Genomic DNA, 18,136 nt, shown 5'->3' with positions numbered 1-18,136 from the left:
CGGTGAGCGCAAGCGAACCGCACCGTGCCGCGCAGGACCAGAGATTCGCCGGATTTGAGCGGAGCGGGCGCGCGATGCGCTTCGCTTGCGCTCCCCGCCCCCTACGAAGCGTGGGTGCGACTTAGGCGGCCGGCCGCGCCGGTTCCAGCACGATGCAGTCCACCGGGCAGGCCGGCACGCACAGCTCGCAGCCGGTGCACAGCGGTTCGATCACGGTGTGCATGTGCTTGGCCGCGCCGATGATGGCGTCGACCGGACAGGCCTGGATGCACTTGGTGCAGCCGATGCAGTCGGCTTCGACGATCACCGCCACCGGCGCCGGTTTGTGGCTGCCGCGGGTGCGGTCGTAAGGGCGCGCGGGCACGCCCAGCAACTGCGCCAATGCGCGCGCGCCGGCGTCGCCGCCGGGCGGGCAATGGTCGACGCCGGCTTGGCCCCGGGCCATCGCCTCGGCGTAGGGACGGCAACCGGCGTAGCCGCATTGGCCGCACTGGGTTTGCGGCAGCAGGCGATCGAGCCGCTCGACCAGGTCGGCGGCTTCGTTCGGAGCGGTGGGCGGCTGGGACATGGCTGCGGCCGGAGCGGGCCGTGGCTGGGCCGGCTTACTTGACCGGCATGCCCGGCTGCGCGCCGCTGTCGGCGTCGAGCAGGTGCAGACCGTCGCCGTCGAAACCGGCCGACAGGATCATGCCCTCGCTGAGGCCGAAGCGCATCTTGCGCGGCGCCAGGTTGGCGATGAACACCACGTTGCGGCCGACCAGCTTGTCCGGCTCGGCGTAGGAGCCGCGGATGCCGGAGAAGATCTGGCGCTTGCCCAGGTCGCCGGCGTCGAGTTCGAAACGCAGCAGCTTGTCGGAACCCTCGACGAACTCGCAGGCCAGCACCTTGCCCACGCGCAGGTCGAGCTTGGCGAAGTCGTCGATGCCGATGGTCGCGGCGGCGTTGCCGGCGGTGGCCGGCGCAGTCGCAGTCGCGGTGGCGGTCTTGGCGACGGGAGCGGCGACGACGCTGTCGCTGTCGGCGGGCTTCGGCGATTCGGGCTTCAAGGACTCGCGGGAGGCTTCGATCATGGTCTCGATGTGTTTGGGGTCGATACGGGTGAACAAGGGCGTGTAGCTGCGGATGCGCTGGGCGAGCAGCGGTGCGTCCAGATCGCTCCAGATCGCGACCGGCGCGGCCAGAAAGGCTTCGGCCTGGGCCGACACGCGCGGCAATACCGGCTTGAGCGCAGCGGCGAGCACGCGGAAGAGGTTCAGGCCCTGCGTGCACACCGACTGCAGTTCGGCGTCGGCGCCATCCTGCTTGGCCAGCACCCACGGCTTGCGTTCGTCGATGTACTTGTTGGCTTCGTCGGCCAGGGCCATGGTCAGGCGCAGCGCGGTCGCGGCTTCGTTGCGCGCGTAGGCCTGCGCGATCGGCTGCAACTGTTCGACGAAACGCGCGTAGGTCGCCGGTTCCGGCAACGCGGCGGCGAGCCGGCCGTCGAAACGCTTCTCGATGAAGCCGGCGCAACGGCTGGCCAGGTTGACGAACTTGCCGACCAGGTCGGCGTTCACGCGGGCGACGAAGTCGGCCAGGTTGAGGTCGACGTCGTCGACGCCGCCGCCGGTCTTGGTCGCGAAGTAATAGCGCAACGCTTCCGGCTCCAGGCCAACGTCGAGGTAGGTGCGGGCCTGGATGAAGGTGCCGCGCGACTTCGACATCTTCTCGCCGTTGACCATCAGATAGCCGTTGACGTGCAGCCGGGTCGGCGCGCGGAAACCGACGCCGTGCAGCACCGCCGGCCAGAACAGGCCGTGGAAGGTGACGATGTCCTTGCCGATGAAATGGTGCAGCTCGGCCTGGCTGTCGTGGGTGAGGTAGGAGAAGAAGTCCAGCCCTTCGCGCTCGCACAGGGCCTGGAAGCTGCTCAGGTAGCCGATCGGCGCGTCCAGCCACACGTACAGGTACTTGCCGGGATGGCCGGGAATCTCGAAGCCGAAGTAGGGCGCATCGCGCGAGATGTCCCAGGCGCGCAGGCCGCCCTCGGCATCCAGCCATTCCAGCAGCTTGGCCTTGACGCCCGGGATGGCGACGTCGCCGCTCAGCCACTCGCGCAGGAAGGCCTCGAAACCGCCGACCTCGAAGAAGAAATGCTCGGACTCGCGCAGCTCCGGCGTCGCGCCGCTGACCACCGAACGCGGCTCCTTGAGCTCGGTCGGGGCGTAGGTCGCGCCGCAGTTCTCGCAGTTGTCGCCGTACTGGTCGGGCGTGCCGCAGTTCGGGCAGATGCCCTTGACGTAGCGGTCGGGCAGGAACATGCCCTTGACCGGGTCGTACAGCTGCGCGACCGAGCGCCGCGAGATATGGCCGTTGTTGTCGAGCTTGGCGTAGAACGCCTCAGTCAGGGCGCGGTTGCCGGCCGAGTTGGTCGAGTCGTAATGGTCGAAGGCGACGCCGAAATCGGCGAAGTCGCGCTCGTGGCTGGCCTGGATGCCGGCGATGAAGGCCTCCGGGCTGACCCCGGCCTTTTCGGCCGCCAGCATGATCGGCGTGCCGTGGGTGTCGTCGGCACAGACGTACCAGGCGCGGTGGCCCGACATGCGCTGCGCGCGGCACCAGATATCGGCCTGGGTGTAGCCGACCAGGTGGCCAAGATGCAGATGCCCGTTGGCATAGGGCAGGGCGCAGGTGACGACGAACTCGCGGGACATGGGCGGCGCATTGCGGTGGGAGGCCGGGAATTATGGCATGCGACCGATGCAGGGCCGCCCCGACCCCTCCCGCTTCCTGTGGGAGCGGCGTGAGCCGCGATCGATCCCCGCAGCGGCCGCGTATCGCGCGGTTGCCGCGTTTTTTCGCCCCTTCCGGCCGCCCCAAACGAAACGACCCGGCCGAGGCCGGGTCGTCGTTATCGCAGCTGCCGCACTGGCGCTTACTGACGAACCCAGGTCTGGGTCCGGCCCAGCAGCGAGAAGCCAATGAAGCCGCGCACGTCCAGCTTCTTGCCGCCGTCGACCGGCGTGACCTTCACCGAGTAGATCTTGCCGGTGGCCGGGTCGAGGATCTTGCCGTCTTCCCAGGTATCGCCGTGCTTGCGCACGCCCCACAGGATGACCATGCCTTCGACCGGCTTGTCCTTGCGGTCGCCCGAGCACTTGTCGCAGACCGGGTGCGGGCCGCGGTCGGACTGCAGGACCTTGGTGACGCGGCCGGCGAGGCGGCCGTCCTTCGCTTCGTAGATTTCGACCACCGACTTGGGCTTCTGGGTCTTGTCGTCGATCGTGACCCAGTTGCCGACCGGCGTGGTCTGCGCGAACGCCGCCATGGGCAGCGCGAGCAGGAGCAGTGCTAACAGTTTGGTACGCATGTTCCCCTCCCAGGGATAGGCATGGTTCGAACCGCGCGGCGTTCCCGCGGCTGACCATCTTTATACCGCATCCGTCGGCGTATGGAACCCGGGATGGGGCGGTTGGGAGGGGGCAAAAAAGAAGCCCGGCTTGCGCCGGGCTTCTCGGGGACAACAATAGAATCGATCAGAACTTGTAGGTCAGGCTCAGGTAAACGCGACGGCCCAGCGGATCGGCGCCGATCGGGTAGTTGAAGAACGGATAACCGGTTTCGCTGTTGTCTTGACGGTACTGGTTATCCAGCACGTTGATCACGCTCAACTGGGCCATGACGCTCTCGCTGAACTTCTTCTGGACCTGCAGGTTGTACAGCATGTAAGGCTGCAGACGACGGCCGTATTCGCCACCGGCGGCGTTCACGCCGGAAGCTTCGGCATTGCTGAAAGCCGAACCGTAGCGGGTGCCGAACACCGTGGTGGACCAATCGCCTTTGGACCAGGTGATCGAACCGCGCACGCGGCTGCGCTCGGGGTAGAAGACCTGCGGCGGCAGATCGCGGTAGTCGATCAGCTCTTCGTCGTCGAACTGCTTGTACTTGTTGGTCAGCACCAGCGAGTAGCCCAGCGAGAGGTCGAAGTCGCCCCAACGGTCGGTGTCGAACTTGTAGCGATAGGTCGCATCGATGCCGCTGGTGTCTTGCAGGGCGGTATTGATGTAGGCGTCGTTGATGCGTTCCAGGCGGCCGTCGAGGCCGGTGCCGGGAGCGACGGTGCGCGTGACCAGGCCCATGATATTGGCGCAGAACGCCGCATTCGGGGCCGGACGACCATCGCTATAGGTGCCCAGGCGGCAAGCCGCTTCGGACTGCAGGATGTAGTCCGAACCCAACTGCGAAGCAGCATCTTCGAGTTCGATACGGTAGTAGTCGACCGAGATGTTCATGCCTTCCATGATGTCCCACACGAAACCGTAGCCGAACGACTTGCCCTTCTCTTCCTCGAGATTGGGATTGCCGGCGATGGTGGTCTGGACCTGATAGATGGTCGGGTCGGCGGTCACGTTGCACTGCGAGCGCGTACGCGGGCCCAGGCCAGCGGCAGGACCGGTACCGGAACGGCAGGAGTATTCGTCCAGTGCGCCAGCGAAGGACGCCGCGCCCTGTGCGTAGACGAGCTGCATGTCCGGTGCGCGGAAGCTGGTGGCATAGGAGCCGCGCAGCAACAGGTTCTCGAACGGACGGAACTCCAGGCCCAGGTTATAGGTAAACGCGCCGTCCACCTGAGTGATGTCGTCGTACTTGTCGTAGCGTCCGGCCAGCTGAGCGGTCAGCATGCTGAAGATCGGCACGCGGAGCTCGGCGCCGATCGCGTAGCGGTCGCGCTCGCCTTCGGTACGGCCCGAACTGACCAGGTTGTAGATCGTCTGGCTGTCGGCCGGGCGCAGCGGATCGGTGCGCGGATCGCTGCGCAGATCGACCGTCTGACGGGACGCTTCCAATGTGGCGGCAAAGCCGAGCGGGCCGGCGGGAAGGTCGAACAGATCGCCGCTCATGTTGAAGTTGAAGGACGCGGAGCTGGTGTCGCCTTCGTTGATCACGCGCGTGGCCACGGCCCGGTACTGCTCGGGCGTGAACGGCGTCGTCCAGCGGTTCAGATCCAGGCGGTAAATCGGATAGATGCCGGCGCCAGTGCCCGTGGAGTTGCTGAAGCCCAGGCGCGGGCCCAGGAAGTAGTCATGCACTGCCTTGGCCAGCAGTCGCGGGCGATCGGCCGTGTACTCGTACTTGGCGTACTGGCCGGACACTTCCCAGTCGAAGCGGTCGGCGAAGGTGCCCATCAAGCCGGCGCTGACATCGTAGGTGCTTTCGTCGAACTTCGTCGTCGCCGCTTCCGGGCCGCCGAGCTCGAACGGATTGAACACGCGCTGCAGCTGGATCAACGAGCCGAACTGCGGATCGTAGTAGAACGCGTTGGTGCCGCCGGTGCTGGTCTGGTTGAAACGATCGCCGGAGGTGCCCCAGAACTCCGTACCCGAGCTGGCCTTGGCCTGCGAATCGTAGTACGTGGCGCTGGCGAACGCCGTCAGGGTGTCGGAGATGTTGAAGGTGCCATAGCCGTAAGCCGAATAGAACTCGTTGGCGTTGGAGATCGAACGCGAAGCCGGCTGGGTGAACGAACCGCAGTAGGTGCCGCGAGTGGCCGTCGTGCGGGTGGTGTAGCCGAAGCGATCGCAGGCGGCCTGGCCCGGGTAATAGGCGTTGCGGTTGGCCGCGCCGTTGACCGTGGTGTTGCCGCGGATGGCGATCAGCGACAGCGCCGGATTGGTGAGGTTCGGACCCAAGGGGCCCTTGCGCGTGTCGGACAGGAAATCGCGCTGGCTAGCGAAGACCGGCTCCATATTGCCGTACTGGAGGGCCCACACCGCGCTCCAACGATCGCCGGTCGCGCCGCCGGTGTATTCGACGTTGATGCTGTCGCCGCCGCCGTTGCTGGTGGTACCAGCGGTCATGCGGACCTGATTGCCTTCGTAATTTTCGCGCAGAACGATGTTGACTACGCCGGCGACCGCGTCGGAACCGTAGATCGCCGATGCGCCGCCGGTCAGCACTTCCACGCGCTCGATGATCGCGGACGGAATGGCGCGGACATTGACCACGTTGTTGTCGCGGTTGTACGGCTGCGGATACTGCGCCGGACGACGGCCATTGATCAGCGTCAGCGTGTAGCCCGGGCCGAGGTTGCGCAGGTTCGCGACCTGGGCGTTCGGGGTGAATCCGCCGGTGGCCAGGTCGCCGGTGAACGAAGCCGTGGTGTTCTGCGTAAGGGTTTGCAGCATATCGCCGACGGTCTGGAAGCCCTCGCGATCGATATCGGCGCGGGTGATCACCGTGACGGGAGCCGGGCCTTCGATTTCAGTGCGCTTAATACGCGAACCGACGACGGTCACGCCGTCGATATCGGTGGCTTTTTCCTTAGCCGGTTCCTGAGCTTGCGTGGTGCTGTCCTGCGCGCTCGCCGTGCCGGCGACCGAAAGGACCAGGGCGCTGATAAGCGCCGCCGTCAGCCTGCTGCGCTGCAGGCCGTTTGCGTTGCGAACTGCCATTAGGTTGTCCCCCAAATGAACTAGATGTTTTCTTGTGTGCCGACCTTGGCGTAAAGCTGTCCCCTTACCGGCGAACTTAACATGCCGTTAACGCTGATGTCATCACACGATCACAAATTTTTGGTTGGTTCACTTGTCTATATAACTACTTGTTTTTATTAGATTTGTTTTGTTATTTGTACTTGAAGTTGGCATTTGCTGCACGTCGTAGTGTGCTTTTTGTGCCGCCCAGCGTATTGACGGCTCGGCCTGCGTTGTGGCTTCAAATCGGGGTGGGCCGGGATGCGCATAGGAATGTCGTGAGGCACGCTTTTGACTCTTCTCGCATGAGTCGGGTCTGCGGATTACGCCGCCCCAAAGAAAAAGGCCCGGCTTGCGCCGGGCCTTTCTTGTGCAGCGAAGTGCAGTGGATCAGAACTTGTACGACAGACGCAGGAAGAACGCGCGGCCGTACGGGTCGGCACCGATGAACGGGTTGAAGAACGGATACGCGGTGTTGCTCGGATCCTTGCGGTGGGTGTTGTCGAGCACGTTGTTGACGACGAACGCCGCCTCCATGTTCTCGCCGAACTTCTTCTCGATCGAGAGGTTGTAGAGCATGTACGGCTGCAGGCGCGCGCCGTAATAGACACCGGTGACGGCGTCCCGGCCAGCTGCTTCGGCCTCGTTCGGCGCCGAGCCCAGGCGCTGACCGAACACGGTCGTCGTCCAGTCGCCCTTTTCCCAGGTCACGCTGCCGCGGACGCGGCTGCGCTGGTTGTCGTTGTCCAGGCGGTCGCGGTAGTCGATCAGATCGTCTTCCTCGAACTGCTTGTACTTCTCGCCCAGGCTCAGGCTGTAGGCCAGGTTAAAATCGAAATTGCCCCAGCGGTCCGTGTCGAAGCGGTAGCGCCAGGTCGCGTCGATGCCGGTGTTCTCGGAGCGCGACGCATTGATGTAGCCCGCGCGGACATTGACGATGCGACCGTTGGGATTGCCCGGGGCAACCTGGCGGGTCACACGCGACAGGATGTCCTGACAGAACGCGGAATTCTGCCCCTGCGGGATCGGTGAGCCATCGGGCAGCGTGCCGATGCGGCAGTTGGCCTCGTTCTGCAGGATGTAGTCCAGGCTCAGTCGCGTGGCCTGATCGTCCAGCGTGATCTTGTAATAGTCGACGGACATCGACATGCCTTCGATCAGGTCGAGCACGAAGCCAGCGGTGAGTGACTTACCCTTTTCTTCCTGCAAATCGGGGTTGCCGACAGTCTGGTTCAGGGTTTGATACTGGCTCGGGTGGTTGTTGCTACGGCATTCGGTGACGGTGTCGCCGTCCGAACGGCAGCCGTAGTAGTCGACGATACCGGCGAACGAAGCCACGCCCTGGGCGAACACCAGCGGCATATCCGGCGCGCGGAAACTCGTGGAGTAGTTCGCACGCAGCAGCAAGCGCTCGATCGGACGGAATTCCAGACCCAGCCCATAGGTGAAGGCGCCGTCCACCTGCGTGATGTCGTCGTACTTGTCGTAACGGCCAGCGAGCTGGGCGCTCAAGGTGTCCAGCAGAGGCACGCGGAACTCGGCGCCGATCGCGTAGCGGTCGCGCTCGCCCTTGATGTTGCCCGAGCTCACCAAGTTGTAAGGCGTGGTCGCGTCCGGGGTACGGCCGGGATCGGTGCGCGGATCGCTCTTGAGGTCGATAGTCTGGCGACCGAATTCGACGGTACCCGCGAAACCGACCGCGCCGGCCGGCATGTCGAACAGGTCGCCGCTGACGACGAAGTTGGCCTGTGCCGAGGAGGTGTGGCCCTTGTTGATAACGCGGGTCGACATCGCACGATACTGTTCCGGGGTCAGCGGCGTGTGCCAGCGGTCCAGGTTCAGGGTGTGGTGCGCGTAGCCGTAGTCGTCGATCGTCTGTGGGCCGAGGAAGTAGTCGTGCACGCTCTGGGCGAGCAGGCGCGGCGAATCCGACTTGTAGTCGTACCGGCCATAAGAGGTCGACAGGTCCCAGTCGAAGCGATCGCCGAAGTCGCCGCGCAGGCCGGTGGCGAAGTCGTAGCTCTTCTCGTGGTACTTGGTGGTCACGGCCGTATTGCCGCCGACTTCCTTCGGCGTCAGCACGCGCTGCAGCTGGACATAGGTGCCCAGGCCTTCATCGAAGTAGAAGCTGGCGGGCAGGAACGGATCGCCGCCGGTGCCCCAGAACTCCGTGCCGCTGCTGGACGTCGAGTCGGAGTTGTTCAGCATCAAGCTGCTCCAAGCCTGCATGCCGTTACTGAAGTCGTACGTGCCGTAGGCATAGCCGGAGGTGGCTTCGCGCTTGTTCGAGAGCGATTGTGAAGCCACGGAATCGTACGACCCGCAGATCTGGCCGCGGGTGGCGGACAGGTAGGGCGTAAAGCCGAAGCGATCGCAAACTTCCTGGCCGGGGTAGTACGCGGCGCGGTTGCGGTTGAGCAGATCGATTGCGACCAGCGACAGGCTCGGGCCGACGCGATTGCCGCGCGGACCGTCGCGCAAATCGTCCATGAAGTCGCGCTGCGAGGCGAAGATCGGCTCGTTGTAGTTGTATTGCAGGGCGTAGGTCACGCTCCAGTTGTCGCCGACGCGGCCGCCCGAGTACTCCAGGTTGACGCTGTCGCCGCCGCCGGCGCCGGTGGTGCCGACGGTGCCGCGCAGCAGGTTGCCGTCGAAGTTGGTGCGGGTGACGATGTTGACCACGCCCGCGACTGCGTCCGAACCGTAAATGGCCGAAGCGCCGCCGGCCAGCACTTCCACGCGCTCGATGATCGAGGACGGGATGGCGCCGACGTTCACCGAGGAACGGTCGCTGTTGTAGGGCTGCGGGTAGTCGGCGATACGACGGCCGTTGACCAGGACCAGGGTGTAGCCCGGGCCGAGGTTGCGCAGGTTGACGACCTGGGCGTTCGGCGTGAACCCGTTGACGGCGAGGTCGCCGGTGAACGAGTTGGTGGTGTTCTGGGTCAGCGACGACAGCATGTCGGAGACCGTCTGGAAGCCCTGCTTGTCGATGTCGTCGCGGCTGATGACGGTGACCGGCGCCGGACCTTCAATCTGGGCGCGCTTGATGCGTGAGCCGACTACGGTGACGCCATCGACGTCGGTCGGCGTATCGCTAGCGGGTTGCGGCTGGGCAGGTGCGGCGTCCTGGGCGAACGCACCGCCGGCGGCGGGCGCGATCAAAGCCGCCAAAAGTGCAGCAGTCAGTCGGCTGCGATGCAGCCGCTTCTCGGTTACTTCCATGAGTTGTCCCCTAACTTTTTGGATGGGGCCTGTCCGTGGCCGTTTCTTCGTCGTCAATCCCCTCGACGCACTGGAACGTAACATGGCCTTAACGCAGTTTGCATGTGCTTATCGAACGGGCAAGTTATGCAAAGTGCTGGTTAACCGGTTCGGCGCAAAAAAGGTAGGGAGGGCTCGCCTGTTTACGTTGCGGTCGGTGCGCAGCACTAGCCGCTGCATGCGCTGGATGTGCTTAAAAGCGTGGTTTCAGGCGGTTTAGTGCCGTGCCCATAGAGCATTTCGATATTCCGGTCCCGCGATCCGCGATTCGATTCAATACCGAATGCGTCGATTCCGCATGGAGTATGTCTGCCGGTATCCGCGCCATCGATTCCATGCGATTTACCCGATGCCGCGGCGATTACGCACTCGCCGAAGTTCTCCGCACCTGGTTCTTTGCTACCGAAAGGCACCGGTTTGGCGCCTTGCGACGGGGCGGGGCTTATCATGTCGGGTCCGCGCCGTATCGGCGTTGAAGGCCTTCCGTAATGACCAAGACCCAGGTGACCCGTTGAGCGACCAGCTGCAAACCCAAATCGCGGCCCTGCCGCTACCCGACACCGCCTTCACCCTCGCCGAAGCCGGCGCCAAAGTGCGGGCGGTGGACGCGGAGGGGCGGGTGGCGGTGTCGCTGACCTGCGGGTTCCCGGTCCAGGGCGTCGAGGCGGTGCTGCGCGAGGGCATCGCCGGGCTGCTCGCGGCGGAGGGCAAGACGCTCGCGACCCTGGAGATCAGCCAGCGCATCACCTCCCACGCCGTGCAGCCGAACCTGGCGCCGCTGGAGAACGTGCGCAATCTGATCGCGATCGGGTCGGGCAAGGGCGGGGTGGGCAAGTCGACCACGGCGGTGAATCTGGCCCTGGCGCTGGCGGCCGACGGGGCGCGGGTGGGCGTGCTCGATGCCGACATCTACGGCCCCAGCGTGCCGACCATGCTCGGGCTGAGCGGCAAGCCGGACAGTCCGGACGGCAAGACCATCGAGCCGATGCAGGCGCACGGGATCGCGGCGATGTCGATCGGGCTGTTGGTCGAGCAGGACACGCCGATGATCTGGCGCGGGCCGATGGCGACCTCGGCACTGACCCAGTTGCTCAACGAAACGCGCTGGGGCGAGCTCGATTATCTGATCGTCGACCTGCCGCCGGGCACCGGCGATATCCAGCTGACTTTGGCGCAGAAGATTCCGGTCGCCGGCGCGGTGATCGTGACCACGCCGCAGGATGTGGCTACGCTGGACGCGCGCAAGGCCTTGAAGATGTTCGAGAAGGTGCAGGTGCCGGTGCTGGGCCTGATCGAGAACATGGCGGTGCATGTGTGCTCGAACTGCGGCCACGCCGAGCATGTGTTCGGCGAGGGCGGCGGGGCGCGCATGGCGGCCCAGTACGGGGTGCCGCTGCTGGGCAGCCTGCCGTTGGAGATCGCGATCCGCGAGCAGGGCGACGCCGGGGTGCCGGTGGTCGTGGCCGCGCCGGACTCGGCTGCGGCCCGGGCCTACCGCGCCGCGGCGCGCAATCTGGCGGTGCGGTTGGCGCTGCGGCCGCGGGTGGCGCCCTCGATTTCGGCCTCGCTGCTGGGCTGACCCAGGCGTAGCGGGCCGGCCCCGGGCCGGCTCGCTTACAATCGCCGGTCACGGCGCTTTCGCCCCAGTACGCCCCCCCTGAGACCCCGAGCCCCCCGCATGAGCATCAAGTCCGACCGTTGGATCCGTCGCATGTCCGAGCAGCACGGCATGATCGAGCCGTTCGAGCCCGGCCAGGTCAAGCACGCCGCCGACGGCCAGCGCATCGTCAGCTACGGCACCTCGAGCTACGGCTACGACGTGCGCTGCTCGCGCGAGTTCAAGGTCTTCACCAACATCAACTCGACCATCGTCGACCCCAAGCATTTCGACCCGGGCAGCTTCGTCGACATCGAGAACGACGTCTGCATCATCCCGCCGAACTCCTTCGCCCTGGCGCGCACGGTCGAGTACTTCCGCATTCCGCGCGACACCCTGGTGGTCTGCCTGGGCAAGAGCACCTACGCGCGCTGCGGCATCATCGTCAACGTGACCCCGCTGGAACCGGAGTGGGAAGGTCACGTGACTCTCGAATTCAGCAACACCACGCCGCTGCCGGCGCGCATCTACGCCAACGAAGGCGTGGCGCAGATGCTGTTCTTCCAGTCCGACGAAGTCTGCGAGACCTCGTACAAGGATCGCGGCGGCAAGTACCAGGGCCAGACCGGCGTGACGCTGCCGCGGACCTGAGCGGCTATCGGTCGCGGCCCGATCCAACGCGGCCCGGCCGCCGGCCGCCGGAGCGGCATGAGTCCGGCTCCGCGAATCGCGAGTGTGGTCGCGACGAGCCTGTCCCGAAGAAGCCTATGCGTTGCGCGCTCCGCGATGGGAGCGCGCACGCCGCTCCTATCCCAAAGCGTGGTGCGCGACTCAGGGCTTCTGGTAGGTCACGAAGAAGCCCTGCAGGTCGCCGTTCTCGATATAGGGCTCCACGCTGACCACGTTGTAGCCGCGCGTGGTGAAGGACTGATGGGCGCGGCTGAGGTTGTTGGCGGCGCCCTGGTTGCGGAAGCCCCAGCTGGCTTCGACCCACAGGGTCACGGCGCGCAGGTTCTTGGCCACGGCTTCCTGCGCGACCTGGTCGGGATTCTTGTCGAACAGGCCGGCGTGCGCGGTGGGCGCGGCGAAGACGGCCAGGGTGCAGAGCAGGGCGGCGGACAGGGTCTGGCGCATGGGGTTCTCCGATGAGCGGGCAAGGGCGACATGATCGCGTTGCTTGGGCGAATGGAAGCGGAACGCAGGGCGGCTGCGGTGAGCGAACGCACTGTTGTTTGCGTTGCATCACACCCGGCCTCCTCCTTTTGCGAAGGGGAAGAAGAGCCGCGATCGATCGAGCGTGGCTCAGTGCTCCGCGCCCGCCGCCAGACGTCGGTCGTCGCGCGTCGACAGCGCAACCCGCAACGCTATCCGCAAGCCTTCGGCCACCGTCTCCACCGGCAGGCTAGGCGCGCCCGCGTGCAGTGCGGCCTGGGCCGGCGAATACGGGATGTGGACGAAACCGCCACGTACGCCGGGGCTGCGGCGCAGCGCGTGCATCAGGCCATAGAAGACGTGGTTGCAGACATAGGTCCCGGCAGTCTGCGAGACCTCGGCCGGGATTCCGGCCTCGCGCAAGGCCGCGAGCATCGCCTTGATCGGCAAATCGCTGAAGTAGGCTGCCGGGCCGCCGGCGACCACCGGTTCGTCGATCGGGCGGGCGCCGTCGTTGTCGGGGATGCGGGCGTCGTCGATGTTGATCGCGATCCGCTCCAGCGACAGTTGCGCGCGGCCGCCGGCCTGGCCGACGCAGAGCACCAGCGCCGGTTCGGTGTCGCGGATCGCCTGGCGCAAGGCCTGCAACGAGCTGCCGAACGCGGTCGGCAGGCAACGCGCGACGACGCGGTGGCCGAGCACCGACTTGCCGGCCAGACGCTGCACCGCTTCCCAGCTGGGGTTGCTGGTTTCGCCGCCGAACGGAGCGAAGCCGGTCAGCAGTACGACGGGCTTGCGCGTGCTCATCGGAACGCGATCCAGTACATCAGCAGCACGTTGCAGGCCAGCAGCAGCGCGCCGGTCGGCCATTGCGCGCGGATCACGCCGTAGGGATCCTTGAGTTCCAGCAGCGCCGCTGGCACCAGGTTGAAGTTGGCGGCCATCGGCGTCATCAGGGTGCCGCAGTAGCCCGAGAGCATGCCGATCGCGGCCAGCGAGGCGGCATCGGCGCCGTGCTGATGCACCAGCAAGGGCAGGGCGATGCCGCCGGTCATGACCGGGAACGCGGCGAAGGCGTTGCCCATGATGATGGTGAACAAGGCCATGCCCAGCGCGTAGGCGACGACCACGACGAAGGCGTTGTCGACCGGGATCACCGAGCGCACCACCGCGGCCGTGGCCTGGCCGACGCCGCCGGCTTCGAACACGCTGCCCAGCGAGGCCAGCAGCAGCGGCAGCAGCGCGGCCCAGCCGATCGAGTCGACCAGGCGGCGCGATTGCTCGACGCTGCTCCACGGCGTCTGCCGGGTCAGCCGGCACGCGGCGGCCAGCGCGACCACGCAGGCGATCGCCAACGAGACCAGGGTGACGTTGGCGCTCTCGATCAAGGGCGTGCCGTTCCAGGACAGGCGCTTGAGCCCCATCGCGCCGATCAGGGTCACGATCGGGATCAGCAGCGCCGGCCAGAACAGGCGGTTGCCCAGGCGCTGGGCTTCGCTGCGTTTTTCTTCGGCGCTGCTCTGCTGGTAGCGGCCCATGCGCAATCCGCCGAAACCGGCGAGCAAGGCCAGCAGCACGACGATCGCGCCGACCAGTTTCGGCGGCAGGTGTTCGGCGGCGAACAGCAGGAACGACAGCAGGCCCCAGAACAGCGCGGTGGTGTGGCGGCGCGGATTGCCGAAGTCGCGCCAGCCGCGCCAGGCCAGGGCGGCGAGATAGGCGCCGAGCAGCCAGTAAACGTAAGTCAGGGTGATCATGGCGACGGCGCCTCGCGGTCCGCCTCGGCCATGCGCCGCGCCAGGCGGCGTTCGAAACGCAGCACGCGCCAGGCGTGGATGAGGAACGCGCAGATCGCGGTGGGAATGCCCCACAACGCGATCTGGATCGGGTCCAGACGGATGCCGTGCTCGACGTAGAAGCTCTGGATCAGCAGCACCGCACCGAAGGCGATGAAGATGTCCTCGCCGAAGAACAGGCCGACGTTGTCGGTGCCGGCGGACATCGCGCGGATGCGCTGGCGTTCGTCCTCGGGCAGATCGCCGTGGCGCGCCTGGGCCGCGCCTTCGGCCATCGGCGCCAGCAGCGGACGCACGGTCTGCGGATGGCCGCCCAGGCTGGTGAGGCCGAGCGCGGAGAAGAACTGGCGCATCAGCAGGTAGGCGATCAGCAGCCGACCCATGGTCGCGCCGCGCAGTTTCGCGATCCAGGCCTGGGCGTGTTCCTTGAGGCCGTGGCGTTCGAGCAGCCCGATCACCGGCAGGGTCAGCAGGAACAGCAGCAGGAAGCGTTTGTCGGTGAAAGCTTTGCCCAGCACTTCGAGCACGTCCAGCGGCGAGAGTTTGGCGGCCAGGCCGGTGACGAAACCGGCGGCCACCACGACCAGGGCGGGATTGAGGCGCAGGGCGAAGCCGAGCACCACGGCGGCGACGCCCAGCAAGGGCCAGTAGTTCATGCGGGAATCCTGCTTGGGGCGGTGCCGCGGATGGGCGGCCGGCTCGGGGCGGGGACGTCCGTGTCGAGTGCGGGTGGCGCGCAAGCGCCGACGAACGACGGCGGTGGAGAACGGCTGAGGATCGGGCTCTGCGCCGCGATCACGCGCGATCGACCGCGAGGATGCGGATGCCGTCGGCCTCGAGCGCGGCGCGCACCGCGCGCGCGAACGCGGGCGCGTCGGCGCGGTCGCCGTGCAGGCACAGGCTGTCGGCGCGCAGCTGCAGGACGCTGCCGTCGGCGGCGACGACTTCGCCGCGCGTGGCCAGGCCGTGCACCTGCGCGATCGCCTGCTCCAGCGTTTCCAGCACGGCGCCGGGCGTGCCGCGCGGCAGCAGGCGGCCGTCGGCGCCGTAGCCGCGTTCGGCGAACACCTCGTGCACGGCCTGCAGGCCGGCGGCTTCGGCGGCGGCGGTGAGTTCGGAACCGGACAGGCCGTACACCGCGAGGCTGGGATCGAAGGCCGCGACCGAGCCGACGATGGCTTCGGCGACGATGCGGTCGTCGGCGGCGAGGTTGTAGAGCGCGCCGTGCGGTTTGACGTGGCTCAGGCGCAGGCCCTCGTCGGCGGCGATCGCGGCCAGGCGCGCGAGCTGGCTGAGGACCAGCATGCCGATCTCGTCGCGGTCCAGCGGCAGCACGCGGCGGCCGAAATGTTCGCGGTCTTCGTAGCCGGGATGGGCGCCGACGGCGACGCCGTGCTCGCGGCACAGGCGCAGGGTCGCGCGCATGGTGGCTTCGTCGCCGGCGTGGCCGCCGCAGGCGACGTTGGCCGAGCTGACGTAGGGCAGGATCGCGGCGTCGTCGCCGCAACCCTCGCCGAGGTCGCAGTTGAAGTCGATACGGGGCGGATGGCTGGCCGGGTTCACACCGCGATTTTGCCTCAATGCGGCGCTGCAGCGGGCCTCAGGTTTCGGGGCGCTGGTGGTTGCGCCTGAACAGCAGGCTGATGCCGACCACGATCAGGATCGCCGGCCACCAGGTGCGGATCAGGTGGCCCAGGCTGATGTCGGCCAGGCCCAGATTGTCGAGCAGGAACACGCTGCCGATCACGATCAGCACTACCGCGCCGACGATATTGGATCTCATGGTTTCGCTCCCCCGAGTGAGCCGACAGTGTGCCATCAAGCGGGCCGTCGAGGCGGCCTCCTCACCGAGCATGCCCGGCCGCCGCAGCGGCCGGGCACATGGGTTCAGCCGCCCGGCGCGGATTGCGGCTTTTCGGCGTCGGCCGATGCTTGTGCCGGTGCCGGTGCCGCGGCCGGCGTGGCGGCGACGGCCGGCGCCTGCCACAGCTTGGCTTCGGCCGGGCCGCCCATCATCTGCGCGCGCACCAGCGGTATCGGCGGGCCGCCGTAGCTCAGGAACTGGTCGTGGAAGGCCTTCCAGGCGCTGCGGCCGCCGCGGCTGGCGGTCCAGTCCTCGCGCAGCTGCATGATCATCAGCTTGCCCAGGGTGTAGTTGAGGTAGCCCGGATCGTAGGTGCCGCGCGCGGCCTGCTGACGTGCATTGCCCGGGTCCTGGAACGCCTTCTCCTTGAACATCTGCTCGGACTGGGCCACGGTCATGCCGCCGGTGTGCAGGCCGATCGCGGAGATGAAGCGCACGTCGCGCAGCAGGGCGTTGCTGAGCTGGCCGATGTGGATCTCCGGCGTGGCGCCGCCGACGCCGGCGTCGTACATCATTTCCTCGGTGTAGTGCGCCCAGCCCTCGGCATAGGCGTAACCGACGAACAACTGGGCGAACTTCCACTGCGAGCGGTTGGCGTGCAGGAACTGCAGGAAGTGGCCCGGCCAGACTTCGTGCGCGGAAGTGAACAGCAGGTCGGCCTTGCCGGGCACGTAGGCGTCCTGCTCGGCCTTGGGCCACTTCGGATCGGGCGGGGCGATGTAGTAGACCGACGGCAGGTTCTTCTCGTACGGGCCCGGGATCTCGATGTAGGCGAAGTTGGTGCGGTTGAACGGCGGGGCTTCTTCGACCCGCGCTTCCTCGGTGCCCGGGATGGTGACCAGGTCCTTCTCGACCAGGAACTTGCGCAGGTCGACCAGCTGGGCGCGCGCGCCCTCGACCGCGCCGCCCTGCGGCTTGTCGGCGTTGACCTTGTCGATGCAGGCGTTGATGGTCTGGCCGGCGGCGTACTGGTCGCAGGCGGCCTTGAGCGCGGCCAGGTTGCGCGCCAGGTCGGCTTCGCCGATGGCCTTGAGCTGGTCCAGCGGGATGTCGACGCGTTCGGTGGCCTTGAGCATCTTGGCGAAGCGTTCGGCGCCGATCGCGTAGTCCTGCGTGGCCTGCGGCTTCTGCGCGCTCAGCCAGTCCGACAGGCCCTGCATGGCCTCGATGGCCTTGGCGTTGGAGGCCTTGAAGCGCGCCTGCAGCGCGGCGTCGGGGACTTCGGCGAAGGCCTTGGGGGCGTCGTTCTTGAAGAACTCGGCCAGGCCGCCGAAGACGATGTTGCCGTACTGGATGTAGCTGGCCGGCAGCGGGCCCTTGAGGTTGGCGCGGATCTGCTCGGCGGCCTTGGGCAGGGCTTCCTGGTAGGTCGCGAACGCGGCCATGCGCTGCGGCAGCGGCGCGTAGGGGCGGGTGAGGTACATGCTCGGCGACAGGTCGCCGGCGTAGAAGGCCGGGTTCTTGTGCGGGAAGCCGGAGTCTTCCAGGTAGAACAGCTGACCGTCGATCACCGACAGCGCGTACTCGCGCTGGAAGCGCTGATTGGGGTCGAGCTTGTCGTCGCCGAACGCGGCCAGTTTGGCGCGTTCCTGTTTGAGCCAGGCGCCGGTGGCGGCCAGGGCATCGGGCGACCAGTCGGGCAGCTTGCCGTCGTACTCGTGCTTGCCGGCGCCGGCGGCGGCGGTCGGGTAGCGAGTGAAATAGCCGGCGATGAAGTCGTCGATGGCGGGCTGCCAGTCGGCGTTGACCGCGACGCTGGCGGCGGGCGCGTTGGCGGCGGTATCGGGTGCGGCGGGCGTCTGCGCTTTGCACGCGACCAGCGCGAGCACGATGCAGGCGGACAGAGACAGCAGACGGACGGGACGCATGCGAACTCTCCGGAACGGGGGTCGAGCGGGCATGCTAAGCACGTCGCGCAAGCAGCGGCCAGTGCCCGAAGTCGTGCGCGATGACAACCTCGTCGCGCGACGGTCCTGTGCTGCAGAGCCGGCCGTGGCCGCAGGGGTCCTGT

General features: G+C 66.8%; 14 protein-coding genes. 2 read left to right on the top strand and 12 right to left on the bottom strand.

Features of this window, described 5'->3' with window-relative positions:
• Positions 1-121: 121 nt before the first annotated feature.
• From rnfB to ASE10_RS01335, 5 genes are all read right to left on the bottom strand, one after another.
• Complete coding sequence (rnfB, locus tag ASE10_RS01355; protein ID WP_082559516.1) at positions 122-568, bottom strand: Rnf electron transport complex subunit RnfB; 447 nt, start codon at positions 566-568, stop codon at positions 122-124.
• Between the two features lie 34 nt (positions 569-602).
• Complete coding sequence (gene metG / locus ASE10_RS01350; RefSeq protein WP_055899890.1) at positions 603-2,693, bottom strand: methionine--tRNA ligase; 2,091 nt, start codon at positions 2,691-2,693, stop codon at positions 603-605.
• Between the two features lie 221 nt (positions 2,694-2,914).
• On the bottom strand, positions 2,915-3,349 hold the full coding sequence (locus ASE10_RS01345; RefSeq protein ID WP_055899887.1) for a DUF2147 domain-containing protein: 435 nt from the start codon (positions 3,347-3,349) through the stop codon (positions 2,915-2,917).
• 166 nt (positions 3,350-3,515) lie between these two features.
• Positions 3,516-6,431 (bottom strand): TonB-dependent receptor, encoded by a 2,916-nt coding sequence (locus tag ASE10_RS01340; protein WP_055899884.1) that lies wholly within the window; start codon positions 6,429-6,431, stop codon positions 3,516-3,518.
• Between the two features lie 411 nt (positions 6,432-6,842).
• Positions 6,843-9,677, bottom strand: coding sequence for a TonB-dependent receptor (locus tag ASE10_RS01335; protein ID WP_162250170.1), 2,835 nt, complete (start codon positions 9,675-9,677; stop codon positions 6,843-6,845).
• Positions 9,678-10,227: 550 nt separating this feature from the next.
• Here ASE10_RS01335 and apbC point away from each other — a divergent pair.
• Positions 10,228-11,295, top strand: a complete 1,068-nt coding sequence (apbC, locus tag ASE10_RS01330) for an iron-sulfur cluster carrier protein ApbC (RefSeq protein ID WP_082575596.1) — start codon at positions 10,228-10,230, stop codon at positions 11,293-11,295.
• A 99-nt stretch (positions 11,296-11,394) separates the two neighbouring features.
• Positions 11,395-11,964, top strand: a complete 570-nt coding sequence (dcd, locus tag ASE10_RS01325) for a dCTP deaminase (protein WP_055899878.1) — start codon at positions 11,395-11,397, stop codon at positions 11,962-11,964.
• Positions 11,965-12,144: 180 nt separating this feature from the next.
• Here dcd and ASE10_RS01320 read toward each other — a convergent pair whose 3' ends face one another.
• The 7 genes from ASE10_RS01320 to ASE10_RS01290 all read right to left on the bottom strand — a co-directional run bounded on the left by ASE10_RS01320 (position 12,145) and on the right by ASE10_RS01290 (position 17,993).
• On the bottom strand, positions 12,145-12,447 hold the full coding sequence (locus tag ASE10_RS01320; RefSeq protein WP_055899875.1) for a hypothetical protein: 303 nt from the start codon (positions 12,445-12,447) through the stop codon (positions 12,145-12,147).
• Between the two features lie 168 nt (positions 12,448-12,615).
• On the bottom strand, positions 12,616-13,272 hold the full coding sequence (gene pcp, locus ASE10_RS01315; RefSeq protein ID WP_056305593.1) for a pyroglutamyl-peptidase I: 657 nt from the start codon (positions 13,270-13,272) through the stop codon (positions 12,616-12,618).
• Positions 13,269-14,222: a DUF979 domain-containing protein gene (locus ASE10_RS01310; protein WP_056305591.1), complete on the bottom strand. Its 954-nt coding sequence runs from the start codon at positions 14,220-14,222 to the stop codon at positions 13,269-13,271. Before ASE10_RS01310 ends, pcp begins: the two co-directional genes overlap by 4 nt.
• Positions 14,219-14,917: a DUF969 domain-containing protein gene (locus ASE10_RS01305; RefSeq protein WP_055899866.1), complete on the bottom strand. Its 699-nt coding sequence runs from the start codon at positions 14,915-14,917 to the stop codon at positions 14,219-14,221. The genes ASE10_RS01310 and ASE10_RS01305 overlap by 4 nt, the downstream gene beginning before the upstream one ends.
• A 139-nt stretch (positions 14,918-15,056) precedes the next feature.
• Positions 15,057-15,824, bottom strand: coding sequence for a 5-oxoprolinase subunit PxpA (locus ASE10_RS01300; RefSeq protein ID WP_055899863.1), 768 nt, complete (start codon positions 15,822-15,824; stop codon positions 15,057-15,059).
• Between the two features lie 37 nt (positions 15,825-15,861).
• Complete coding sequence (locus ASE10_RS01295; RefSeq protein WP_055899860.1) at positions 15,862-16,044, bottom strand: DUF5668 domain-containing protein; 183 nt, start codon at positions 16,042-16,044, stop codon at positions 15,862-15,864.
• Between the two features lie 104 nt (positions 16,045-16,148).
• Positions 16,149-17,993 carry a DUF885 domain-containing protein gene (locus ASE10_RS01290; protein ID WP_056305589.1) on the bottom strand — a complete coding sequence of 615 codons (1,845 nt, stop codon included), beginning with the start codon at positions 17,991-17,993 and terminating at the stop codon, positions 16,149-16,151.
• Positions 17,994-18,136 lie beyond the last annotated feature (143 nt).

It is taken from the genome of Lysobacter sp. Root76 (genome assembly GCF_001428685.1).
Taxonomy (GTDB): Bacteria; Pseudomonadota; Gammaproteobacteria; order Xanthomonadales; family Xanthomonadaceae; genus Lysobacter.
The sequence above is the reverse complement of the archived record's forward strand: the minus strand, read 5'-3'. Positions and strand labels throughout refer to the sequence as shown.